The 25,081-nt window shown below is 36.8% G+C and carries 23 protein-coding genes and 2 tRNA genes; 21 read left to right on the top strand and 4 right to left on the bottom strand.

The features are described 5' to 3' along the window. Positions 1-24 precede the first annotated feature (24 nt). Positions 25-708, bottom strand: a complete 684-nt coding sequence (locus AC1DKZ_RS04215; RefSeq protein WP_476995679.1) for a type 1 glutamine amidotransferase domain-containing protein — start codon at positions 706-708, stop codon at positions 25-27. A gap of 369 nt (positions 709-1,077) precedes the next feature. On the opposite strand from AC1DKZ_RS04215, the gene AC1DKZ_RS04210 reads away from it, so the two are divergent. The 8 genes from AC1DKZ_RS04210 to AC1DKZ_RS04175 all read left to right on the top strand — a co-directional run bounded on the left by AC1DKZ_RS04210 (position 1,078) and on the right by AC1DKZ_RS04175 (position 6,891). Beyond that, a complete protein-coding gene (locus AC1DKZ_RS04210) occupies positions 1,078-2,403 on the top strand; it encodes an MFS transporter (RefSeq protein ID WP_476995678.1) in 1,326 nt (441 codons plus the stop codon). A gap of 235 nt (positions 2,404-2,638) precedes the next feature. Then, complete coding sequence (gene racE, locus AC1DKZ_RS04205; RefSeq protein WP_002015338.1) at positions 2,639-3,451, top strand: glutamate racemase; 813 nt, start codon at positions 2,639-2,641, stop codon at positions 3,449-3,451. Between the two features lie 130 nt (positions 3,452-3,581). Next, positions 3,582-4,628, top strand: a complete 1,047-nt coding sequence (locus AC1DKZ_RS04200; RefSeq protein ID WP_476995677.1) for a GerMN domain-containing protein — start codon at positions 3,582-3,584, stop codon at positions 4,626-4,628. A 131-nt stretch (positions 4,629-4,759) separates the two neighbouring features. Further along, positions 4,760-5,497: a ribonuclease PH gene (gene rph, locus AC1DKZ_RS04195; RefSeq protein ID WP_002138500.1), complete on the top strand. Its 738-nt coding sequence runs from the start codon at positions 4,760-4,762 to the stop codon at positions 5,495-5,497. Positions 5,498-5,508: 11 nt separating this feature from the next. Then, positions 5,509-6,117 (top strand): XTP/dITP diphosphatase, encoded by a 609-nt coding sequence (locus AC1DKZ_RS04190; protein ID WP_431182206.1) that lies wholly within the window; start codon positions 5,509-5,511, stop codon positions 6,115-6,117. Between the two features lie 13 nt (positions 6,118-6,130). Then, on the top strand, positions 6,131-6,634 hold the full coding sequence (locus AC1DKZ_RS04185; protein ID WP_002034207.1) for a metallophosphoesterase: 504 nt from the start codon (positions 6,131-6,133) through the stop codon (positions 6,632-6,634). A 108-nt stretch (positions 6,635-6,742) separates the two neighbouring features. Further along, positions 6,743-6,816: transfer RNA gene (locus AC1DKZ_RS04180), tRNA-Gly, on the top strand. A 1-nt stretch (position 6,817) separates the two neighbouring features. Then, positions 6,818-6,891, top strand: a tRNA-Arg gene (locus AC1DKZ_RS04175). A gap of 51 nt (positions 6,892-6,942) precedes the next feature. Here the strand turns inward: AC1DKZ_RS04175 and AC1DKZ_RS04170 are convergent. Beyond that, positions 6,943-7,557, bottom strand: coding sequence for a PH domain-containing protein (locus AC1DKZ_RS04170; RefSeq protein ID WP_000473870.1), 615 nt, complete (start codon positions 7,555-7,557; stop codon positions 6,943-6,945). 315 nt (positions 7,558-7,872) lie between these two features. Here AC1DKZ_RS04170 and AC1DKZ_RS04165 point away from each other — a divergent pair, with 315 nt between their 5' ends. The 7 genes from AC1DKZ_RS04165 to yihA all read left to right on the top strand — a co-directional run bounded on the left by AC1DKZ_RS04165 (position 7,873) and on the right by yihA (position 17,316). Further along, a complete protein-coding gene (locus tag AC1DKZ_RS04165; protein ID WP_001983650.1) occupies positions 7,873-8,121 on the top strand; it encodes a hypothetical protein in 249 nt (82 codons plus the stop codon). Between the two features lie 198 nt (positions 8,122-8,319). Beyond that, positions 8,320-9,318 (top strand): hypothetical protein, encoded by a 999-nt coding sequence (locus AC1DKZ_RS04160; RefSeq protein WP_476995676.1) that lies wholly within the window; start codon positions 8,320-8,322, stop codon positions 9,316-9,318. A 310-nt stretch (positions 9,319-9,628) separates the two neighbouring features. Continuing rightward, positions 9,629-10,906 (top strand): trigger factor, encoded by a 1,278-nt coding sequence (tig, locus tag AC1DKZ_RS04155; RefSeq protein WP_002034203.1) that lies wholly within the window; start codon positions 9,629-9,631, stop codon positions 10,904-10,906. Between the two features lie 264 nt (positions 10,907-11,170). Then, a complete protein-coding gene (gene clpX, locus AC1DKZ_RS04150; protein WP_000472285.1) occupies positions 11,171-12,430 on the top strand; it encodes an ATP-dependent protease ATP-binding subunit ClpX in 1,260 nt (419 codons plus the stop codon). Between the two features lie 106 nt (positions 12,431-12,536). Further along, positions 12,537-14,207, top strand: coding sequence for an ATP-dependent protease LonB (gene lonB / locus AC1DKZ_RS04145; RefSeq protein ID WP_476995675.1), 1,671 nt, complete (start codon positions 12,537-12,539; stop codon positions 14,205-14,207). Positions 14,208-14,392: 185 nt separating this feature from the next. After that, positions 14,393-16,723: an endopeptidase La gene (gene lon, locus AC1DKZ_RS04140; RefSeq protein ID WP_219303602.1), complete on the top strand. Its 2,331-nt coding sequence runs from the start codon at positions 14,393-14,395 to the stop codon at positions 16,721-16,723. Next, positions 16,720-17,316, top strand: coding sequence for a ribosome biogenesis GTP-binding protein YihA/YsxC (gene yihA / locus AC1DKZ_RS04135; protein ID WP_002088829.1), 597 nt, complete (start codon positions 16,720-16,722; stop codon positions 17,314-17,316). The genes lon and yihA overlap by 4 nt, the downstream gene beginning before the upstream one ends. A 35-nt stretch (positions 17,317-17,351) precedes the next feature. On the opposite strand, the gene AC1DKZ_RS04130 is transcribed toward yihA, so the two are convergent. Beyond that, positions 17,352-17,768, bottom strand: coding sequence for an organic hydroperoxide resistance protein (locus AC1DKZ_RS04130; RefSeq protein ID WP_002015349.1), 417 nt, complete (start codon positions 17,766-17,768; stop codon positions 17,352-17,354). Between the two features lie 2 nt (positions 17,769-17,770). After that, on the bottom strand, positions 17,771-18,223 hold the full coding sequence (locus tag AC1DKZ_RS04125) for a MarR family winged helix-turn-helix transcriptional regulator (protein WP_002015350.1): 453 nt from the start codon (positions 18,221-18,223) through the stop codon (positions 17,771-17,773). Between the two features lie 424 nt (positions 18,224-18,647). Here AC1DKZ_RS04125 and hemA point away from each other — a divergent pair, with 424 nt between their 5' ends. The 6 genes from hemA to hemL all read left to right on the top strand — a co-directional run bounded on the left by hemA (position 18,648) and on the right by hemL (position 24,978). After that, on the top strand, positions 18,648-19,979 hold the full coding sequence (gene hemA / locus AC1DKZ_RS04120; RefSeq protein WP_476995674.1) for a glutamyl-tRNA reductase: 1,332 nt from the start codon (positions 18,648-18,650) through the stop codon (positions 19,977-19,979). A gap of 17 nt (positions 19,980-19,996) precedes the next feature. Beyond that, on the top strand, positions 19,997-20,830 hold the full coding sequence (locus AC1DKZ_RS04115) for a cytochrome c biogenesis protein (RefSeq protein WP_002015354.1): 834 nt from the start codon (positions 19,997-19,999) through the stop codon (positions 20,828-20,830). Between the two features lie 15 nt (positions 20,831-20,845). Continuing rightward, complete coding sequence (gene hemC / locus AC1DKZ_RS04110; protein ID WP_002034194.1) at positions 20,846-21,775, top strand: hydroxymethylbilane synthase; 930 nt, start codon at positions 20,846-20,848, stop codon at positions 21,773-21,775. Between the two features lie 2 nt (positions 21,776-21,777). Further along, entirely contained in the window at positions 21,778-22,530 is a 753-nt protein-coding gene (hemD, locus tag AC1DKZ_RS04105) for a uroporphyrinogen-III synthase (RefSeq protein WP_016092375.1), read from the top strand. A gap of 169 nt (positions 22,531-22,699) precedes the next feature. After that, the gene (hemB, locus tag AC1DKZ_RS04100; protein WP_002138493.1) at positions 22,700-23,689 is read left to right on the top strand and encodes a porphobilinogen synthase; all 990 of its coding nucleotides are present in this window, start codon (positions 22,700-22,702) and stop codon (positions 23,687-23,689) included. Continuing rightward, positions 23,689-24,978, top strand: a complete 1,290-nt coding sequence (gene hemL / locus AC1DKZ_RS04095) for a glutamate-1-semialdehyde 2,1-aminomutase (RefSeq protein ID WP_476995673.1) — start codon at positions 23,689-23,691, stop codon at positions 24,976-24,978. Before hemB ends, hemL begins: the two co-directional genes overlap by 1 nt. Positions 24,979-25,081: the final 103 nt, after the last annotated feature.

Here is a 25,081-nt window from a genome sequence, read left to right as displayed (position 1 = left end):
GGAAATCTGCTTTTTGAGTACATATTATTTTTGCAACTGTTTTAATACTAATTCAGCTACTGGACCACCTGAAGCAGGGTTTTGACCAGTAATTACACGATTATCTTCTACAGCGTAAGCTTCCCAAGGCTGCGCAGCTTTTTCGTAAAGCCCTCCATTTTTAATGAGTTCATCTTCTGTTAAAAATGGAACGAATTGATCCAATTCGGCTAGTTTTTCTTCTTCATTTGAGAATCCTGTTACTTTTTTACCACTAATTAAACGTTCTCCATTACTTAATGTGATATGAAATAAACCAGCAGCTCCGTGACAAACAGAGGAAACGATTCCGCCATTTTCATAAATGTAGCGGCTAATATTTTGAAGTTCTTTGTTTTCTGGGAAGTCCCAAATAACTCCGTGACCACCCGCGTAATAAATAACAGCGTAGTCTTCTTGATTCACTTCACTCGGTTTCATTGTAGAACCGAGACGATTCATAAATTTTTTCTTTTGATACCATTCCCAATCGATGCTCTCCGCCATCGCTAAACTATGCGGATCAATCGGTGTATAACCACCTTGTGGACTGACATAATCTACTTCGTAACCAGCTTCTTCTACTTTTTTAACGAAATGGACAGCTTCACCAAGCCAAAGCCCAGTAGCTCTATTTAAATTTGAGTATTTTTCTACGCTCGTTAATACAACTAACATTTTTTTCTTCATCATAATCCTCCTGTAATGTTTCTTCTATATAAAAGTTCTTTATTTACTTAATTTTATTAAGTTAGAAATTGCAAATTTGAATAACCATGTCAGTCCCCCTTATACCGGATTCGAAATTAGTGTATAACAATTTTTGGACAAAGTAAACCAAAAACACTAAATTAGTTTACTTTGTATACTTTTCGTTGACAAACTGTAATGCTGAAACTATGATAGTTCCATGAATATCGAACAACATAATGTTACGTTTCGAATTCAATTTGTCGCGCGATAAATTTATACATTTGATGAAGTTGTTTAGTAGTGATAGAGGAGCTAAATAACTTTATTTTTCATTTACAGTTACTACAATCAGAAGAGGTGTTACGCATGGGGAAAGATATCAGTAACCATTCAAAATGGTTTGTTTTCACATTATGTTTTATCGTTTTATTAGGACCGATGAATGCGGTTTTATTTAATGTAGCGTTAGAGGATATTGCTAATGATTTATCTATTAGTCAATCGAAAGTAAGTTGGGTTGTAGTAGGTTATTCCTTAGTTGTCGGTATTGGTTCGATGATATATGGGAAGCTGGCTGATCGTTATAGCGTAAAAAAACTATTAATTATTTCAATTATCATATTTGTCGCGGGTTCTATTATTGGATTTATGAATCAATCTTATACGATTACCATTCTTGCAAGATTAGTTCAGGCGAGTGGAGGGGCGGCGTTTATTGCGCTTAGTATGATTGCAGTGGCAAAATTAGTTGCTCCTGCTAAGAAGCCTGGTGCATTAGCGATGATTAGTTCTTCTATTGCATTAGCAATAGGCATTGGTCCTTTAGTTGGCGGGGCTATTACAAATACATTAGGGTGGCCATATTTATTTTTATTTATGGTTATTTCAGTAGTTGGGATTTTCTTGCTTATAAAATTTATGCCAGAAGAAGCGCAGCATACTGATAAAGTGTTTCATTTTGATTACATTGGAGCGGCGTTATTATTTGCATTCATTACGACTGTTTTATTAGGTGTCAATATTAATAGTTGGCTATTTGTGTTATCGGTAGCTTTCTTATTTTTATTCACGGTTCGTATGAAGAACGCGGAGCATCCATTTATTGATATTGAGTTATTTTCGAACAAACCATTTCTTCGTTTAATAGCGGTCGGGTTTATAATTAATGTGGCGTTATGTGCTAGTCTATTATTATTGCCATCACTGTTAGGAAGAGTGCACGGATTGTCGCCATTCGTTATCGGAATTGCACTGTTTGTTGCATCACTCTTTGGTATTGTATCTAGTTTTATTACGGGAAAGATTGTCCCTTCGTTTGGAAATGTGAATATGATTTATGTAGCGTCTGTCATTATGATCGTTGGCTTTTTAATTTTAGGGCTTATTCCGAACGGGAACTTAATCATTATTTTAGTGGCGGTTATTTTAACATTTATGAGTTATTCAGCTATTCAAGTATCATTAAACACATTTATACCGAAAACATTACATCCAGCTAAAGTTGGAGTCGGTCTTGGTTTATATAATTTAATTAACTTTTTCGGTATGGCATTTGGACCAGCTGTAGCGAGCAAAGTTATGGAATCTACAAATAGTTATCGTTTGAATTTTATTTTAATCATCATTTTAATTTCTGCTCATTTCTTCTTATTAATAGGAATGTCTTCTTTTCAAAAAAAGATGGAGCAATAAAGTGAAACTTTAATTAGTGGGATAAATGCGTATTTTATATAGAAGAAACCGACTTTCATATAGAAGGTCGGTTATTTTTCTGTCTTGCAAATTATGAAAAAAAGGAGCAAAATAAAAAAGGTCCTGATCTATATAGGTACAAATGAAAATTTTTATACAGAGGCACTTTAAGTTAGCGAACTTAAAGTGTGTAAAATATACTGATAAACATAAAAGATGATGAATGAGAAAACGGGTGATTAAGTTGAATAGAGCGATCGGTGTTATTGATTCAGGAGTGGGCGGTTTAACAGTAGCGAAGGAATTAATTCGTCAGTTGCCGAAAGAGCGTATTATATATTTAGGGGATACAGCACGTTGCCCTTATGGTCCGCGTTCTCGTGAAGAAGTGCGTCAATTTACGTGGGAAATGACGGAGCATTTATTAGATTTAAATATCAAAATGTTAGTTATTGCGTGTAATACAGCAACTGCGGTTGTCTTAGAAGAAATGCAGAAACAATTACCAATTCCAGTAGTTGGAGTTATTCATCCAGGATCACGTACAGCTTTAAAAGTGACAAATACGTATCATGTTGGGATTATTGGAACGATTGGAACAGTAAAAAGTGGCGCCTATGAAGAGGCACTAAAGTCTATTAATAACCGTGTTATGGTAGAAAGTTTAGCGTGCCCACCTTTCGTTGAGCTTGTAGAGAGTGGGAATTTCGAAAGTGAAATGGCGTATGAAGTTGTAAGAGAAACATTGCAACCGTTGAAAAGTACTGACATTGATACGCTTATTCTAGGATGTACACATTATCCTATTTTAGGTCCTGTTATTAAAAAGGTAATGGGGGATCAAGTACAATTAATTAGTTCGGGTGATGAAACAGCGCGTGAGGTAAGCACGATTTTATACCATAGTAAGATGTTAAATGAGGGAGAAGAACAAAGTGATCATCTCTTCTTAACGACTGGTAAAATAGGCCTGTTTAAAGAAATTGCATCAAAGTGGTTCGGTCAGCCGATTGAAAATGTGAAGCATATCAATTTAGAAACAGAATAATAGTAGATTCATATAAGAGAACTCCTGAGAAATCAGGGGTTTTTTCTGTGTAAGTAGCTATAGCTTGTTCTAAAATATGAAACAGCTCGTATACATAATAGTACAAACTTAGATTTTAGGGGGGAATGGCATGCCTAAATCCACTTTTAAATGGGTTGTTGGTGCTACTGTGAGTGCGATTTTATTATCAGGGTGTGGCTTGTTAAATCAAGAGAAAGCGACAGAACAAATTGATCCGCCAAAAAAAGTTACGTATACAGAAGGTGAAAAGAAAGAAACTACTAAAAAAGATAAACAAGAGCAAACAGTAAATAGAGAGTTATACCTCGTTGATAAAAATGGATATGTCGTGCCGCAAACTATTGCAATGCCTACTCCGAAAGCGAATGAAATTGTACAGCAAACGTTAGAGTATCTTGTGAAAGATGGACCAGTTACAAATTTATTGCCAAATGGATTTCGAGCAGTCCTTCCAGCGAATACGACGATGACCTTGAATTTGAAAAAAGGCGGGACAGCAGTAATTGATTTCTCTAAAGAAATGAAAAATTATTCAAAAGAAGAAGAACGTCAAATTGTTGAATCAGTAGCGTGGACTTTGACTCAATTTACAGAAATAAAACAAGTGCAGTTCCAAATAAATGGTGAAAAATTAGCGAAGATGCCTGTTGCGGGTACACCGCTTGGTGAAGGTGTAAGTCGTGCGAATGGAATTAACTTTGATGATGAACAAGTAGCAGATGTGACGCATACAAAACCGGTTACACTTTACTTTATGGCGCAAAATAATAAGCAGCAATATTACGTACCGGTAACAAGGCGCGTTGCAGAAGGAAAAGAAAATGATTACTCGGCAATTGTGGATGAGCTTGTAAAAGGTCCGATTCAAGGATCGCTACTAAATGATTTTAATCCAGGAGCTAAGCTTATTACGAATCCGAAAGTGAAGGACGGAAATATTACATTAAACTTTAATGAAAATATATTTGTGAACCCAGACAAAAATATGATTTCAAATTATGTGTTGAAATCGTTAGTCTTATCTTTAACAGAAAAACAAGGTGTGAAAAATGTTTCTATTGAAGTGAATGGGAAAGCAAATCTTATGGATGAGAAAGGTGAAAAGTTAATAAAACCTGTTAATCGTCCACAAAACGTGAATACAGGTAGTTTTTAATCGCGAATAATTTGATATACTTATGTAAGAAAGGGGAATTGCTTTTTGAGTTCCCCTTCTTTTATTGTTATACATATCGTACATTTAAATTTGGCTATACTAATGAGAGTATTTATGAGGGGGTTATTTTTATGCGAGTAGATGGTAGAGGAAAAGCAGAGCTACGCCATATACATATTCATACAAATTATTTAAAACATCCAGAGGGATCAGTACTAATTGAAGTTGGGGATACAAAGGTAATTTGTTCAGCGACAATTGAAGAGCGTGTACCGCCGTTTATGCGCGGAGAAGGAAAAGGCTGGGTAACAGCAGAATATTCAATGATTCCACGTGCGACAGAGCAACGTACAATCAGGGAGTCAAGTAAAGGGAAAGTAACAGGGCGCACAATGGAGATCCAGCGTTTAATTGGACGAGCATTGCGTGCGGTTGTTGATTTAGAAGCGCTTGGCGAAAGAACGGTTTGGATTGACTGCGATGTAATTCAAGCGGATGGCGGAACGAGAACAGCTTCTATTACAGGTGCTTATGTAGCGATGGTATTAGCTTTTGAAAAATTATTGCAAGCAGACAAAGTATCTAAAATTCCGGTGAAAGATTATTTAGCGGCAACGTCAGTAGGTGTTGTTGAAGAACAAGGTGTTGTTTTAGATTTAAATTATGCTGAAGATTCTAAAGCAGACGTTGATATGAACGTTATTATGACTGGAAAAGGTCAGTTTGTTGAAGTGCAAGGAACTGGAGAAGAAGCGACGTTTAGCAGAGCTGAATTAAATGAATTACTTGATGCTGCTGAACAAGGGATTTTCCAACTTGTTGAAAAGCAAAAAGAAGCATTAGGTGACATCGTATCTCATATAGAGTAGAGGTGGAAAATATGAAGCAAGTTGTTGTAGCGACGAAAAATCTTGGGAAAGTACGTGAGTTTGCTGAGTTATTTGAGAGATTTGACTTGGAAGTGAAATCTTTACACGATTTTCCTCATATTGAAGAAGTCGAAGAAACTGGTGAAACATTTGAAGAAAATGCAATTTTAAAGGCGGACAGTCTTAGTAGACAGTTGAATTCCATCGTAATTGCGGATGACTCTGGTCTTATTGTAGATGCCTTAAACGGGAAACCAGGTGTGTATTCAGCTCGTTTTGCTGGGGAGCCGAAAGATGATCAGGCGAATATAGATAAGGTGTTACAAGGGTTAACTGACTTCGATTTAGAAAAACGTACAGCTCGTTTTTACTGTGCGCTAGCAGTTGCTTTCCCTGAAGTGGATAAAGAGCCGGTTATTGTAAACGGAACGTGCGAAGGGAAAATTCTAGAACAGCGCCGCGGGGAAAATGGTTTCGGATACGATCCGATTTTTTATGTAGAAGAATATAAAAAATCGATGGCTGAGCTAAATTCGGATGAGAAAAATACGATTAGTCACCGCGGACGCGCTCTTCGTAAATTAGAAGAAAAAATCCCAGAATGGTTTTTAGAAGAATAAGGGAGAGAGATTGATGAAAGCTTTAATCGTAAGCGATAGTCATAGCTCTGTGAAGGAATTACAGCAGTTAAAAGAGAATTACGAAGGGAAAGTAGATGTCATGATTCATTGTGGTGATTCAGAGCTAACGCCTGCTCACGAAGAGCTACAAGGTTTCCAAGTTGTAAAAGGGAATTGTGATTATGCTAACTTTCAAGATGAAATTGTAACTGATGTAGATGGAATTCGTTTCTTAGTTGTACACGGTCATCGTCATAATGTGAAAATGACGTTACAAACGTTAGCGTATCATGCAGGAGAAGTAGGAGCGCAAGTAGCATGCTTTGGACATTCTCATATATTAGGGGCAGAATTAATTGATGGGATTTTATTTATTAATCCAGGAAGTATTTTGCTCCCACGCTCTCGTGTGGAAAAGACATTCGCTTTATTAGAAATGGATGAAAATCATATAGAAGTTCGTTTTGAAACATTAGATGGACAGCTGGTGGAACAAGCAATTTTTAAAAGAGGATAAGAAAAATTATCCTCTTTTAAAAAAGTGTTGACTTTATAAGTAGTTATGAATATAATAAATATTGTCGATAGGGCAACGGCGCTAACGAAGAAAAATAAAATAACATATGCGGGTGTAGTTTAGTGGTAAAACAAGAGCCTTCCAAGCTCTGGTCGAGAGTTCGATTCTCTTCACCCGCTCCATGTCCCAGTAGCTCAGCCGGATAGAGCATACGCCTTCTAAGCGTACGGTCGGGAGTTCGAATCTCTCCTGGGACGCTAACAAAACCTTGTTATCTTTTGATAACAAGGTTTTTTGTTTGTTTTAAATTAGTTATTAATAAATTTTTCAAAGACAAAACCGTAATCTTTCACGTTATATTGCTTTTTCGTATCAACGAGCCAGTTAAAGGCGATCTCGTTCATCTCTTTAAACTGTTCTGCTAAATTTACTTGTGCATTTGAAATACGGCTAAAAGTGTTAGATGCCATATCTAAACTTTTATGCGCATACTGCAATGTAATATCGTTGTCGTATGAAATTTCTTCGATTTTAAGAAGAGCCTTATATAAATCTTTTAATTCTTCAATATGTTTTTTATGAACATCAATTGAGTAATGCTCATCTCCCATTTGAAATTTAATTTCTACATCTAAATCAATCGTTCCTGCAGTTTCAAGTGCTACGTTTTTAATTTGATATTTACTATAGCTAAAGCGGCGTAATGTACGTTTTTTGCTTGTGGCACTTGTACCATCTAGGTGAATTAATCCTTTGTTTGTGAAACAATATTCATCTGATTTTGATTTAATAAGAAAGTAAATTTTCTCCCCATCTTCATGCATTACGTAATCATCAGCATCGACCTTATCGTAATCTTTTGGTGTGATAACGGAACCTACATCGCTTAATCCTAAAACGTCAGCTGCCATTTTTTTGAACATATATAATCCCCCTTGTAAATTAAATTCTTAATTGTACAAAAATATATTAACATGATTTTAAATCTATTTTTGAAATCTTACAACTCTGTAAGGTAAGTGTAAGGAAGTTCGATGGTAACAAATTACTAATCCTATATAATGAAGATAACAACGATAAATGAGGAGGAAGAGATGATGAAAGGATTAATCGTAACGGGTTTAACAGTAGCTTTTGGGTTTGTGGCGTATGAAAAGTTAACATATGTAATTGATGTTGTAAAACATTTAGTAGCGTAGAAAAAACTGCCATGAGAGGGAAAGGGAATGAGTGAATGAATGGAATGGTTATTTGGAATTATAGGTACTTGTAGTGTAGTTTTATTGTTCTTTGTCCCGAGTGGTATACTCAGTTCGACAACGAGTTTGTTCTTTTTAAGTTTGTTTGCTTGTACGATGCTCATTATTATGTTTTTAATGAAGCGAAGTAAACCAATCTTCTATTTTAGCATGATTGTTATGGCAATTATTGTTCTCCAAATTATTACCCTTGTTATATACCCCACAATTATAAAAGCTTTCCATTAATGATGAACCCTCTGCCGTCTGTTGCTGAGGGTTTTTGTTTGTGAAAAATGAATTTCATTTAGAAGTTTGCTGCTTTTTTGTTATGAAAATAGAATATTCCTATATTTCAAATAAATAATTTTGGAATGTTGTGTTCTCATTACGCATTTGATATATTTACTTTGAAGATCATTAAAATCTAGAAAAAGAGGCGGACGTATGGATAAAAAAGAAAATACGGTCGTATTGTTTCCGCAACTATCAGAACGCTATATTGATAAAGGTTTTTTAGCGTTGAAAGAGCGGGAATTCGAAGATGCATTGCGCTGCTTTGAAATATTACGTCAGTATAATGCAGAAACGGAACAAACAGAATTAGCTTCCGTTATTTGTTTGCTAGAATTAAAACGTATGGAAGAAGCGAAAGAAAAATGTGAGCAGTTGCTTGAAACAGGAGCTGTATTATTTGGTGATATTCTTGAAACGTATGTAACTATTTTAGTTCAAACAAATGATTACGAAGGTGTCATTGAAACTGTTGAGGAAGTTTTGCAAACGAAAGATATAATTCCTGAGCAAAAGGAAAAATTGGCGCAGCTTGCTTTGTTTGCGCAAGGGATGCTGAATGAAGAAGATACACCGCTAGTGGATTCGAATTTTGAATTAGAAGAATTTACCGATGGGCTTTTTGGAGAAAACTTTGGTCAAAAGCTAAGAGTGATCCAGAAACTTTCGTTAAAAGACCTGGATCTCGCACTTCCTACTTTAAAGAAATTTTTAATAGACGAAGATCAGCACCCTTATTTAAAAACTTCTATTTTGTATAAAATGGTAGAAAATCAAATAGAAGAAGAGATAGAAGTAGAGAAGTTTGGAAATACGATAAAGGTGATTCCAGCATTTACAGGTCATAATGAGGAGCAATCCGATAAAATTATACATAAATTCTCAAACCGATTAGAGCAAAATTATCCAGATATATTTAGTACGATGGTTATATACTGGAAAGAATTACAAATTAGCATTTTTCCGTTCCCTCTATTAATGGATAAAGTAGAAATTTGGGCTGCTGTCTTAGAGAGAATTGGAAGAAAGCGTTTCGGATTGGCTATTGATGAAGAAGAACTTATGACAGCATACAATATTGAGTTTGAGGAATTTCATATTGCCTATCAATGGTTACTGCGCATTGAAAGAGAAGGGTATTTGCCCGTATAATTATGAAAAAGAATCGTTCAGTTATTGAAACGAGCACATTCTATGTTATAATGTAAGGGTTGCAAAAGGCAGAAATCTGCCTGTTTGTAAGAGAAGAGGAGTATAATTCTCTTACTTAATATGTTTCATATTAGTCTCGAACAAAATATACCGTAGTTGTCTTTTAGACAATTAGTAGATTGGAACATTGTATCTGAAAGCTTTTTGCTAGAGGGTTATTTGTACATTTGTTATTTCAAGAAAGAGATAATAAAAATTTTGATCTATAAAGGTATGTGCATACATTATTATAGTTGGAGGGAAAGAATAAATGTCTACAAAATGGGAAAAATTAGAAGGTAACGTTGGCGTTTTAACAATCGAAGTTGATGCTAAAGAAGTAAATAACTCTATCGACGCTGCATTCAAAAAAGTAGTAAAAACAATTAATGTACCAGGTTTCCGTAAAGGGAAAATGCCTCGTCCATTATTCGAACAACGCTTTGGTATTGAATCTTTATACCAAGATGCTTTAGATATCATCTTACCAAAAGCATACGGTGAAGCAATCGATGAAGCTGGTATCTTCCCAGTTGCTCATCCTGAGATTGACATCGAGAAATTCGAAAAAGGCCAAAACTTAATTTTCACTGCAAAAGTTACTGTAAAACCTGAAGTTAAATTAGGTGATTACAAAGGTTTAGCAGTAGAAAAAGTTGAAACAACTGTAACTGACGAGGATGTAGAGAACGAAGTAAAAGCTTTACAAGAGCGTCAAGCTGAACTAGTTGTTAAAGAAGAAGGAACTGCTGCAGATGGTGATACAGCTGTAATCGACTTCGAAGGTTTCGTTGATGGCGAAGCATTTGAAGGCGGAAAAGGCGAAAACTATTCTCTTGCAATCGGTTCTGGTACTTTCATCCCAGGTTTCGAAGAGCAAGTAATTGGTCTTAAATCTGGTGATTCTAAAGAAGTTGAAGTATCATTCCCAGAAGAGTACCATGCTGCTGAATTAGCTGGTAAACCAGCAACATTCAAAGTAACAATTCATGAAATCAAAACAAAAGAACTTCCTGAGTTAAACGACGAGTTCGCTAAAGATGCTGACGAAGAAGTTGCAACTCTTGATGAATTAAAAACAAAACTTCGTACAAACTTAGAAGAAGGCAAAAAGCACGAAGCTGAGCACAAAGTACGTGACGAAGTAGTAGAATTAGCTGCTGCTAACGCTGAAATCGACATTCCAGAAGCTATGATCGACACTGAGTTAGATCGTATGGTTCGTGAATTCGAGCAACGTTTAAGCCAACAAGGTATGAACCTTGAGCTTTACTACCAATTCACAGGTACTGACGCTGACAAATTAAAAGAGCAAATGAAAGAGGACGCACAAAAACGTGTAAGAATCAATCTTGTTCTTGAAGCTATCATTGAAGCTGAAAACATCGAAGTTACTGAAGAAGAAGTAACTGCAGAAGTTGAAAAAATGGCTGAAATGTACGGTATGCCAGTAGACGCTATCAAGCAAGCTCTTGGAAGCGTAGACGCTTTATCTGAAGATCTTAAAGTGCGTAAAGCTGTAGACTTCTTAGTAGACAACGCTGCATAATAAAATAACAAGGCGCGATTTTAATCGTGCCTTGTTTTATAAATATAGAAATATATTTATAAAACTTTTCGATGAAGAAGGAAAAGTGCCTTTGTAAGTCGAATATACATATTTCAAAAGTTTTAAAATTTTTTTATTTGTACATAACTAGTCATATTATTTGTATTTCTCGCTACGTAGTGACATAATATGTATTTACATACGATACATTTATCGTGTACATACGAAGGCAAGAGGTTAGCACTTTGTAAGGGGTGTGAAAATATGTTTAAATTTAATGATGAAAAAGGTCAATTAAAATGTTCTTTCTGTGGTAAAACACAAACGCAAGTTCGAAAGTTAGTTGCAGGTCCAGGTGTTTACATTTGTGACGAGTGTATCGAGCTTTGTACTGAAATTGTACAAGAGGAGCTTGCGAAGGACGAAGAAGTAGAATTCAAAGATGTACCGAAACCGGTAGAAATTCGTGAAATCTTAGATGAGTATGTCATCGGACAAGATAACGCGAAAAAAGCACTAGCGGTAGCGGTATATAACCATTACAAACGCATTAATTCTAACAGCAAAATTGATGATGTAGAATTAGCGAAGAGTAATATTTCACTTATTGGGCCAACTGGTAGTGGTAAAACATTATTGGCACAAACATTAGCGCGTATTTTAAATGTTCCATTTGCAATCGCGGACGCAACATCTTTAACAGAAGCTGGATACGTTGGGGAAGATGTAGAAAACATCTTACTAAAACTAATTCAAGCGGCTGATTACGATGTAGAAAAAGCGGAAAAAGGAATTATTTATATTGATGAGATTGATAAAGTGGCACGTAAGTCCGAAAATCCATCAATTACACGTGATGTATCTGGTGAAGGTGTACAGCAGGCACTTCTGAAAATTTTAGAAGGTACTGTAGCAAGCGTTCCACCTCAAGGTGGTCGTAAGCACCCGCATCAAGAGTTTATTCAAATTGATACAACGAACATCCTATTCATTTGTGGTGGAGCGTTTGATGGCATCGAGCCTATTATTAAACGTCGCCTTGGTGAGAAAGTAATTGGATTTGGTGCTGAGAAGAAAAATGCTGATGTAAATGAGAAGCATGTTTTATCTCACGTTTTACCAGAGGATCTTTTAAGATTCGGTTTAATTCCGGAGTTTATCGGTCGTCTTCCAGTTATTGCGAACCTAGAGCCGCTTGATGAAGATGCTCTTGTAGATATTTTAACTAAACCGAAAAATGCACTTGTTAAGCAATTCCAAAAATTATTGGAGCTTGACGATGTTGAGTTAGAGTTTGAAGAAGGTGCACTAGTTGAGATTGCGAAAAAAGCAATTGAACGTAAAACAGGTGCTCGTGGACTTCGTTCTATTATTGAAGGCTTGATGCTTGATGTAATGTTCGAACTTCCATCTCGCAAAGATATCGAGAAGTGTATTCTTACGAAAGAAACAGTAGCTGATAATGAACCACCGAAATTGGTGTTACAAGACGGTACTGTACTTGATACAAAAACATCTGCATAATGCGAAGAAGAAACAGCAATTTTTATAATTGCTGTTTTTCTTTATGTTTAGCACTATTCCTCCCAGGAAATACTAAAAGGTAAAACATAGCGGGAGGAAATGAATTATGAGCTGGACAAATATATTTTTACTTGTTCAACTTGTTTTTGGCGTAATTGTCGGATTGTATTTTTGGCATTTACTTCGAAATCAGCGAACACAAAAAGTTTCAATTGATCGAGAATCGAAAAAAGAATTAGAGCAGCTTCGTAAAATGCGTGAGGTTTCTTTAACAGAGCCGCTTGCGGAAAAGGTACGTCCTACATCCTTTATAGACATTGTAGGGCAAGAAGACGGGATTAAGTCGTTAAAAGCGGCTCTTTGTGGTCCTAATCCGCAACATGTGATCATATACGGTCCGCCAGGTGTCGGAAAGACAGCGGCAGCACGCCTTGTATTAGAAGAAGCGAAACGAAATCCGAAATCTCCATTTCGTACAAATGCAACATTTATCGAACTTGATGCGACGACAGCTAGGTTTGATGAGCGTGGTATTGCGGATCCATTAATTGGTTCAGTGCATGATCCTATTTATCAAGGAGCAGGTGCAATGGGACAAGCGGGTATCCCGCAACCGAAAAAAGGGGCTGTAACAGATGCGCATGGTGGTATTTTGTTCATTGATGAGATTGGTGAATTACATCCAATTCAAATGAATAAAATGCTAAAAGTGTTAGAAGATCGGAAAGTGTTTTTGGAAAGTGCGTATTATAGTGAAGAAAATTCGATGATTCCAACGTATATACATGATATTTTTCAAAAAGGTTTACCTGCAGATTTTCGCTTAGTTGGTGCAACGACACGTTCACCAGAGGAAATTCCTCCTGCAATTAGGTCGCGTTGTTTAGAAGTGTTCTTCCGTGAGTTAGATACAGAAGAAATTCAAAAAGTAGCGAAAAATGCAGCTGACAAAGTGGAGATGCAAGTAGGTGAGAACGGTATCGAAATGATTGGAATGTATGCAAGAAATGGGCGAGAAGCAATTAATCTCGTGCAAATTTCTGCTGGTATGGCGATAAATGAAGAACGACCTTTCATTAAAGATGAAGATATTGAATGGGTTGTTCATTCTAGTCAGCTTACACCAAAGTACGAAAAACGTATTTATCCAATCCCGAGAATCGGTCTTGTGAACGGGCTTGCTGTATATGGGCCGAATACAGGTGCGTTATTAGAAATTGAGGTAACAGCTATTCCTGCGAAAGATAAAGGATCAGTAAATGTCACTGGAATTGTAGAAGAGGAAAGTATTGGAAATCAAACGAAATCGATTCGTCGCAAAAGTATGGCGAAAGGCTCTGTTGATAATGTGTTAACAGTACTTCGTTCTCTAGATGTGTTGCCAGAAGGGTATGATATACATATTAATTTTCCTGGTGGTATCCCGATTGATGGTCCTTCAGCAGGTATTGCTATGGCAACAGGTGTCTATTCAGCAGTGCATCGTACGTATGTGAATAATGAAGTAGCGATGACAGGTGAGATAAGTATCCACGGAGAAGTGAAGCCTATTGGTGGTGTGTACGCAAAAATAAAAGCTGCGAAAAAAGCGGGAGCTAAGAAAGTCATCATTCCGGCTGAAAACATGCAACCATTTTTGTATACAATAAAGGGAATTGAGATCATTCCTGTTCGCAAATTAAAAGAAGTATTTGAATTAACATTTATGCAGGAAAATATGCATCGTGAGCTTGATGCACATAATGATTTGGACGAAAAAGATGCACAATCAATGTGAGAATATACAATAATAAAAATTTGCCAGACTTCGTTTAAGTTTGTATGCTTAAGCGGAGTCTTTTTTCTTTTCGTGAGGCACAAAAAAACAGGGGATTAACAATTGCGAAGAATCTCTGCAATTGCATCTAGATGTATTGTAATATAAAATAGTTGAACAGGAGTTTAATTTATTATGGAGGTGCTATGTCTAGTATGAATACGAATGAAAGAATTGTGCCCCTCCTACCATTAAGAGGCATTCTCGTATATCCAACGATGGTTCTGCATCTTGATGTAGGACGTGATAAATCGATACAAGCACTAGAGCAGGCGGCAATGGATGAAAATATTATCTTTTTAGCAATGCAAAAAGAAATGAATATCGACGATCCGAAAGAAGATGACATATATAGTGTAGGTACAGTGGCGAAAGTGAAGCAAATGTTAAAATTGCCGAACGGTACGCTTCGTGTCCTTGTAGAAGGTTTACATAGAGCGGAAGTAGTAGAGTTTATCGAAGAAGAAAATATAGTGCAAGTTTCTATTAAAACGGTAACGGAAGAAGTAGAAGATGATTTAGAAGAGAAGGCTCTTATGCGTACGTTACTGGAGCATTTCGAACAATATATTAAAGTTTCGAAAAAAGTTTCAAATGAAACATTTGCAACGGTAGCTGATGTAGAAGAACCGGGAAGACTAGCTGATTTGATTGCTTCTCACTTACCGATTAAAACGAAGCAGAAACAAGAGATTTTAGAGATTGTATCTGTGAAAGAACGACTACATACACTTATTTCAATTATTCAAGATGAACAAGAGTTACTTAGCCTAGAAAAGAAAATTGGACAAAAAGTGAAACGTTCAATGGAGCGCACGCAAAAAGAATATTTCTTACGTGAGCAAATGAAGGCAATTCAAACTGAACTTGGTGATAAAGAAGGCAAGGGCGGGGAAGTTGAAGAACTTCGTGAGAAAATTGAACAGTCGGGAATGCCTGAAGAAACAATGCAGGCTGCACTGAAAGAATTAGATCGTTATGAAAAATTACCTGTAAGTTCTGCTGAGAGTGGTGTCATTCGTAATTATATTGATTGGTTATTAGCTCTCCCATGGACAACAGCAACAGAGGATATGATTGACCTCGCTCATTCGGAAGAAATTTTAAATAAAGATCATTACGGTCTTGAAAAAGTGAAAGAACGAGTACTTGAATATTTAGCTGTACAGAAGTTAACGAATTCATTAAAAGGACCAATTCTTTGTCTAGTAGGACCTCCTGGGGTTGGGAAAACTTCGTTAGCACGTTCTATTGCAACATCGTTAAATCGTAATTTTGTACGTGTTTCTCTTGGTGGTGTGCGTGATGAATCTGAAATTCGTGGTCACCGTCGTACATATGTAGGAGCGATGCCAGGACGTATTATTCAAGGTATGAAAAAGGCGAAAACAGTTAATCCAGTCTTCTTATTAGATGAGATTGATAAAATGTCTAACGATTTCAGGGGAGACCCATCAGCGGCGTTACTTGAAGTGTTAGATCCAGAACAAAACCATAACTTCAGTGATCATTACATTGAAGAGCCATATGATTTATCGAAAGTTATGTTCGTTGCAACTGCTAATACACTTGCAAGTGTTCCGGGCCCATTGCTTGACCGTATGGAAATCATTTCAATTGCTGGTTATACAGAACTTGAAAAGGTGCACATTGCTCGTGAGCATTTATTGCCGAAACAATTAAAAGAGCACGGTTTGCGAAAAGGTAATTTGCAAGTACGTGATGAAGCGCTTCTTGAAATTATTCGTTATTATACACGCGAGGCTGGTGTTCGTACGTTAGAGCGTCAAATTGCAAAAGTTTGCCGTAAAGCAGCAAAAATTATCGTTACAGCAGAACGCAAGCGCATTGTTGTAACAGAGAAAAATATTGTTGATTTACTTGGTAAGCATATATTCCGTTATGGTCAAGCTGAAAAAACAGACCAAGTTGGTATGGCAACAGGTTTAGCTTACACAGCAGCGGGCGGCGATACACTTGCAATTGAAGTGTCTGTAGCGCCAGGAAAAGGGAAATTAATTTTAACAGGGAAACTTGGGGATGTTATGAAAGAATCCGCACAAGCCGCGTTTAGCTATATTCGTTCTCGTGCAGAAGAACTTCATATTGATCCGGATTTCCATGAGAAAAACGATATTCATATTCATGTTCCAGAAGGAGCAGTTCCAAAAGATGGACCATCAGCAGGTATTACGATGGCAACGGCACTTATTTCTGCACTAACAGGTATTCCTGTAAGTAAAGAAGTTGGTATGACAGGTGAAATTACACTTCGTGGTCGTGTATTACCGATTGGTGGTTTGAAAGAAAAAACATTAAGTGCTCACCGCGCGGGATTAACAAAAATTATTTTACCGGCGGAAAATGAGAAAGATTTAGATGATATTCCAGAGAGCGTAAAAGAAAACCTTACGTTTGTGCTTGCATCTCATTTAGACGAAGTATTGGAGCACGCATTAGTAGGAGTGAAACAATGAAAGTAACAAAAGCAGATATTGTAATTAGTGCCGTTAAACCGGAACAATATCCAGACAGTGATTTACCAGAAATTGCCTTGGCAGGTCGTTCTAATGTCGGGAAGTCTTCCTTTATTAATAAAATTTTAAATCGTAAAAAGTTAGTACGTATTTCTTCTAAACCAGGAAAAACGCAAACGCTGAACTTTTTCTTAATCAATGAAATGATGCATTTTGTTGACGTTCCAGGTTATGGATATGCGAAAGTATCTAAAACAGAGCGCGCGGCATGGGGCAGAATGATTGAGACTTACTTTACAACACGTACGCAATTAGACGCAGCTGTATTAGTAGTTGATTTACGTCACCAACCAACAAAAGATGACATTATGATGTATGATTTCTTAAAGCATTATGAAATCCCAACAATTATTATTGCAACGAAAGCCGATAAAATTCCGAAAGGGAAATGGCAAAAGCATTTAAAAGTTGTAAAAGAAACGCTTGCTGTTGAAATTGGCGATGAAATCGTTCTATTCTCTTCTGAAACAGGACTTGGAAAAGAAGAAGCATGGAAAGCAATTCATAAAATGACAAAAACAAAAAACGCGTGACGAATGTCGCGCGTTTTTTTTTATTTACTAAACTTTTAGCGTACGTTTAATGTAACTTCAATATTTCCTCTTGTTGCTTTAGAGTAAGGACATACACCGTGAGCGGCTTCTACAAGTTCTTGTGCTTCGGCATGAGAAACACCAGCAACATGTACGTCAAGTACAGCAGATAGTCCGAAACCACCATCTGTATCTTTACCGATAGAAACGTGTGCAGTCACTTCTGTACTTTCCACCTTCATACGTTTTGTACGAATTACAAGTTGCAATGCACTATCAAAGCAAGCCGCATAACCAGCTGCAAATAATTGTTCTGGATTTGTTGCTTCTCCGCCTGCGCCACCTAGTGCTTTTGGCATTTTTACATCAAGATTTAATATGCCATCATCTGAAACTACCTTACCGTTTCTTCCACCTGTTGCTGTTACTGAAGCAGTATATAATTTATCCATGTTTATTCCCCTTTTCTGTCATTAATTTTTTTCATTGTTTCAATTAATGTGTTTAATTGGATTAATAAAGAATGATATTCTTGCTCTGTAATTCCTAAATTTGTAGCCATCGTTGTTGGTAATGAACAAGCTATTTCTTTTAAATCTTTACCTTGTTCTGTTAATTCAATACAAACTTTTCGCTCGTCTTCTTTTGAACGAACACGTTGTACAAGTTTTAATGATTCCATCCGTTTTAACATAGGTGTTAAAGTACCAGAATCTAAAAATAGACGTTCTCCAATTTCTTTCACTGTTAGTCCGTCTTGTTCCCAGAGTACGAGTAAAGTAATGTACTGGGGATACGTAATGCCCATTTCTTCTAAATAGGGGCGGTAAAAGCGGGTAACCTCTCTAGAACAAGCGTAAATAGAAAAACAAAGTTGGTTATCTAGATGTAAAGGATTTTCTTTCATAGGCAACTCCTTGTATTTTTAAGTTGTGCACAATTTAATTTTGTAAAACTAATATAACGAAAAAGAAATACAATGTCAAATGCATTGCATCGAGAAAGTGAGTACTATATTTTGGAACAATCATACATATTTTCCTTCATGATGAAAGAAGATAGAAAAGATGATGTTATAATTAATATGGAATAGTTTCCATCACTTGATTATGAGGACTTTTTTTGGTAACGTACAAATAGAGTTATTATTTTATAATTATTATAAAGTAGAAAGTAGAAAGTTCTTTATTAATCTTACTGAAGCTCCTTTATTACATATGGAGAATAAATAAAAAATAATCAGTTGTTCACACGATTGTCAGATTCATAAGAGGAAAGTTGTATTATGATAGTAGATAAAGTGATAAAACGGGTGAAGGGGGACATGCTGCGTGCATATTCTTGTTGTTAGTGTAAATTATCGAACAGCCCCTGTAGAATTTCGTGAGAAACTCACATTTCAGGCAGCAGAGCTAGAGCAAGCAATGACTACATTACAAAACCAAAAGAGCGTGCTAGAAAATGTCATTGTATCAACTTGTAATCGCACTGAGATTTACGCTGTTGTCGATCAATTACACACGGGACGGTATTACATTAAGAAGTTTTTAGCTGATTGGTTTCAGCTTGAAATAGAAGAAGTCGCACCATACTTGTCTATTTTTGAACAAGATGGCGCAATAGATCATTTATTCCGCGTAACATGCGGTTTAGATTCTATGGTTGTTGGAGAGACGCAAATTTTAGGTCAAATAAAAGATAGCTTTTTAGAAGCACAACAAGTAAAAGCGACAGGTACAATTTTTAATGAGTTGTTTAAGCAAGTGGTTACGTTAGCAAAACGTGCGCACTCAGAAACAACGATTGGTGAAAGTGCGATGTCTGTTAGTTATGCTGCTGTTGAGCTCGGAAAGAAAATATTTGGCGATTTAACAGATTGTCATGTACTTATTCTTGGTGCGGGTAAGATGGGTGAACTTGCACTGCAAAACTTATATGGAAGTGGAGCTCGTAAAGTAACGGTTATGAATAGGACGCTTACGAAAGCGGAAGTGATGGCTGAGAAATATATGGGACATGCAAAGCCTTTAAGTGAATTGCAATGTGCATTATTAGAAGCGGATATTTTAATTAGTTCAACGGGTGCGTCAGAATATGTCATTACGAAAGAAATGATGACAAAAGTAGAGAGAATGCGCTCTGGTCGTCCGTTATTTATGGTTGATATTGCAGTACCACGTGATATTGATCCGGCGATTGATGAATTAGAAGGCTCTTTCTTATATGATATCGACGATCTGCAAGGTGTAGTTGAAGCAAACCGTGCTGAACGTTTAAAAGAAGCAGAGAAAATTCAATTTATGATTGAAGAAGAAATGGTTTTATTTAAAACGTGGTTAAGTACGCTTGGTGTTGTACCGTTAATATCAGCTCTTCGTGATAAAGCGCTAGCAATTCAAAGTGATACGATGGAAAGTCTTGAGCGAAAAATACCAAACCTTAGTGATCGTGAGAAAAAAATAATTAGTAAACATACGAAAAGTATTATTAACCAATTGTTAAAAGACCCAATTTTAGTAGCTAAAGAATTAGCTGTTGAAGAGGGAGCTGGCGAAAAATTAGCTTTATTTGCGAAGATTTTTGATTTAGAAGTGGAAGAAGCGGGAAATACGGAAGAAGTAGAACATAAAAGAGCGTGGACACCATCCGTTCCATCTTTATAACTTGGAAGGATGATCGGATGAGTTTTTTAAATAACAGTATTATTTATCATATTGCAATTATTTTATATGCTTGTAGCATTAGTTTATATTTTATAGATTATTTCCAAAGTAACCGAAAGGCGAACCGCTTTGCTTTTTGGTTACTTTCGATTGTATGGGTTCTACAGTCTATCTTTATGTTGCTTAGGGCTACAGATTCAGAAACGAATCCTATTTTAACTTTATTATCAGGGATTTATTTTTATGTTTGGTTATTGATTACGATGTCATTAGTCATTAATCGATTTATGCGTATTGACTTTTTAGTCTTTTTTACAAATGTTGTAGCATTTGGCGTAAGCGCTTTTTCTATTTTTACACCGCTCGGGAAGATGTCGCCAGTACTTGCAGAGCAATTAGTTTCAGAACTTGTATACGTGCATGTCGGTATGGCGATTATTTCTTATGCAACGTTTACGGTATCGTTTATTTTTTCTATTATGTATTTATTGCAATACCGACTATTAAAAAAGAAAAAGTGGAATGCGAGATTAAGAAGATTAGGAAATTTGCCGAAGCTTGAATCTATGTCTTACGGATTAAATTTATTTTCTGTTCCGTTTTTCTTATTAGCAATTATATTAGGGTGCATATGGGGATATACAAAATTGGATAATTTCCATTGGTATGATACGAAAGTAATTGGGTCTTTTGTCGTTCTATTTGTATATTGCGTGGGCTTATATTTACGAGCAGCAGATGTGTTGCAAGGTAAGAAAATTGTGCAGTGGAATATCGGGGCATTTCTCGTAATGCTAGTTAACATTTTTCTATTAAGCAGTTTATCTAATTTCCACTTTTGGTATTTATAATGAGGAGAGAGAATTATGCGCAAAATTATTGTAGGTTCACGAAAGAGTAAACTAGCATTAACACAAACTAATTGGTTTATTGATCAATTAAAAGCGCTTGGTTTACCATATGAATTTGAAGTGAAAGAAATCGTCACAAAAGGTGATGTTATTTTAGATGTTACTCTTTCAAAAGTAGGCGGAAAAGGTTTATTTGTAAAGGAAATTGAACATGCGTTACTTACGAAAGAAATTGATATGGCTGTACATAGTATGAAAGATATGCCAGCTGTACTTCCAGATGGATTAACGATTGGTTGTACGCCAAAGCGCGTTGACCCTCGTGATGCTTTTATTTCTAAAAACGGAGAATCGTTTAAAGACTTAGCAGAAGGCGCGATCTTAGGAACGAGTAGTTTGAGACGTAGTGCACAACTACTAGCTGCGAGACCAGATTTACAAGTGAAATGGATTCGTGGGAATATCGATACACGCTTACGTAAGTTAAAAGATGAAGATTACGATGCAATTATTTTAGCGACAGCTGGATTACAGAGAATGGGCTGGGACGGAGAAGTTATTACAGAACATTTAGATGAAACGTTATGTGTACCAGCCGTAGGACAAGGTGCATTAGCGATTGAATGTCGTGAGGATGATACGGATTTACTTCAGTTGTTAGCGCATATTAATGATGCAGTAACAGAAAGAACAGTGGCTGCTGAACGAGTATTTCTTCATAAACTTGAAGGTGGATGCCAAGTTCCAATCGCTGGATATGCAACTCTTAAAGAAAATGATGCAATCGAATTAACAGCGCTTGTCGGTTCTATGGACGGTTCTGTTTTATTGAAAGAGATAGTAGTAGGCAATGATCCGAAGCAAGTTGGATTAGAGGCTGCGGACCGTTTAATTAAACAAGGAGCAAAAGAGCTCATCCTTGCTGCAAATAAGGAGCAACAATAAATATGAACGCTCTCGCTGGCAAAACAGTATTGATTACACGTGCCCAGCATCAAGCGAAACAAATGAGTGTAGCAGTGAAAGAAAGGAGCGGAATTCCATTGGAAATTCCGCTTTTGCGTATGGAAGGCACATCTCATAGGCAAATTCAACGTATAACAAGGCAACTACATTCGTATGACTGGGTTATTTTTACGAGTAAAAATGGTGTAGCTTTTTTTCTAGATGGTTTAGAAACAAAAATACCATTAACTATTAAAATCGCTGCGGTAGGCGTGAAAACAAAATTAGAGTTAGAAAAAAGGGGCTATCAAGTTCATTTTGTTCCGACCTCGTTTGTTGCAGAAACATTTGCCGAAGAGTTTCTAAAAGAATTAAGTGGAAACGAGCGTATTTTATTTCCGAAGGGGAATTTAGCAAGAGATGTAATCCCGGTTAAACTTAGGGAGTTTGGTGTTTTTCTAGATGAGCTAATTGTATATGGTACGAAGGTGAATGTAGAGAAAAAACAAGAACTTATAACAGCATTAAAATTAGGGGAAGTAAATATTATTACATTTACGAGCCCTTCAACTGTTGATAGTTTTGTTCGTTTACTTGAGGGTACAAACTGGAGAGAATGGACGAAAAAATGTACAATTGCTTGTATAGGGCCTATTACGGAAAAAGAGGCGAACCTCTATTTTCCACATGTTATTGTGCCAAAAGAGTACACTGTAGAAGCATTACTGCAATGCATTTGTGAATCTATAAAGTGAAACTTTAATTAGTGGGAGGTTTATTCCCCACTAATTATTAGCCTTCACCAATCGGGCGTTTATGGGCAGTTGATTTCCCATCTAACTTCTTTGCTCTAGCCAAAATTTGAGATGGGAGTCTTACTGCCCGTTAACGCGGGATAAAATAAAAGAATGGGGATAGAAATCTATGAATTCTTTACAATTTAATCGTCATCGTCGTTTAAGACAAAGCGGGGGCATGCGTGCGCTTGTACGTGAAACATTTTTACATACAGAAGATTTTATTTACCCTATTTTTGTATTAGAAGGAGAAAATATTCGTAATGAAGTTCCTTCTATGCCAGGCGTATATCAAATGTCTTTAGATTTATTGCAAGCTGAAATGCAAGAGGTCGTTGATTTAGGTATTCGTTCTGTTATTGTATTTGGTTTACCTGCTGAAAAGGACGAAGTTGGATCATCGGCATATTGTGAGCATGGAATTGTACAGCGTGCAATTAAGCAAATTAAAGATGAGTTCCCAGAGCTAGTGGTAGTTGCAGATACATGTTTATGTCAATTTACAAGCCATGGTCATTGCGGTGTTATTGAAGATGGCGTTATTTTAAATGATGAGTCTCTTGCAGCTCTTGCAAAAACAGCTGTAAGTCAAGCGAAAGCAGGGGCGGACATTATTGCACCATCTAACATGATGGACGGATTCGTAACGGCGATTCGCCATGCATTAGATGAAAATGGTTTCGCGCACGTACCAGTTATGTCGTACGCTGTGAAATATTCATCAGCATTTTACGGACCGTTCCGTGATGCAGCACATGGCGCACCGCAGTTTGGTGACCGTAAAACATATCAAATGGACCCAGCGAACCGTATGGAAGCATTCCGTGAAGCAGAATCAGATGTAATGGAAGGGGCCGACTTCTTAATTGTAAAGCCAGCTCTTTCTTATCTAGATATCGTTCGTGATGTGAAAAATAACTTTAACTTACCAGTCGTTGCTTATAACGTAAGTGGTGAATATTCGATGATTAAAGCAGCAGCACAAAATGGTTGGATTAATGAAAAAGAAGTTGTACTTGAGAAATTAATTAGCATGAAACGCGCAGGAGCAGACTTGATTATTACGTATCATGCAAAAGATGCAGCAAGATGGTTACAAGAAGGAGGCGCTAAATAATGAAAAAATTTGATAAGTCGATTGCGGCGTTTGAAGAGGCTCAAAATTTAATGCCTGGAGGCGTAAACAGCCCTGTTCGTGCTTTTAAGTCTGTTGGTATGAATCCGCTGTTTATGGAGCGCGGAAAAGGCTCTAAAGTATATGATATCGATGGGAATGAATACATCGATTACGTATTATCGTGGGGACCTTTAATTCATGGTCATGCGAATGATCGTGTTGTTGAGGCTTTAAAAGCTGTTGCTGAAAAAGGAACAAGCTTTGGTGCACCAACAGAAATTGAAAATAAATTAGCGCAGCTTGTTATTGAGCGTGTACCATCAATTGAGATTGTGCGTATGGTTAACTCTGGAACAGAGGCGACAATGAGTGCACTACGTTTAGCTCGTGGTTACACTGGACGTAACAAAATTTTGAAATTCATTGGTTGTTATCACGGTCATGGTGATTCTTTATTGATTAAAGCAGGTTCGGGTGTAGCAACGCTAGGTTTACCAGATAGCCCTGGTGTACCAGAAGGTGTAGCGAAAAATACGATTACAGTAGCGTATAACGATTTAGAAAGTGTAAAATATGCTTTCGAACAATTCGGTGATGATATCGCTTGTATAATTGTAGAACCAGTGGCAGGGAATATGGGTGTTGTTCCCCCGCAACCAGGGTTTTTAGAAGGACTTCGTGAAGTGACAGAGCAAAACGGTGCACTACTTATTTTTGATGAAGTAATGACAGGATTCCGTGTTGCTTATAATTGTGGACAAGGTTATTACGGTGTAACTCCTGACTTAACTTGTTTAGGTAAAGTAATCGGTGGTGGCTTGCCGGTAGGAGCATACGGTGGGAAGGCAGAGATTATGCGTCAAGTTGCACCAAGTGGACCGATTTACCAAGCTGGAACATTATCGGGTAATCCACTTGCAATGACAGCAGGTTATGAAACGTTAGTGCAGTTAACGCCAGAATCATATGTGGAATTTGAGCGTAAAGCAGAAATATTAGAGGCTGGACTACGTAAGGCAGCTGAAAAGCATAATATCCCGCATCACATTAATCGTGCAGGTTCTATGATTGGTATTTTCTTTACGGATGAGCAAGTTACTAATTATGATGCAGCAAAATCTTCAAACTTAGAATTCTTTGCAGCTTACTATCGTGAAATGGTAGAACAAGGTGTATTTTTACCACCTTCTCAATTTGAAGGTTTATTCTTATCGACAGCACATAGTGATGCAGATATTGAGGCGACAATTGCAGCGGCCGAAATTGCAATGTCAAAATTAAAAGCATAATTTCTTAGAGAAAATCGCTTTCCATTAGGGGAGCGATTTTTTTTATTCATAAAGTAGCCTTAGGGAACATAAATCTGTAATGACATATAGTTTGGGAGGGGGA

This window comes from Bacillus sp. 05T21, from assembly GCF_056396785.1.
Note: the sequence above shows the minus strand (reverse complement) of the source record. Positions and strands in the feature narration are given on the sequence as shown.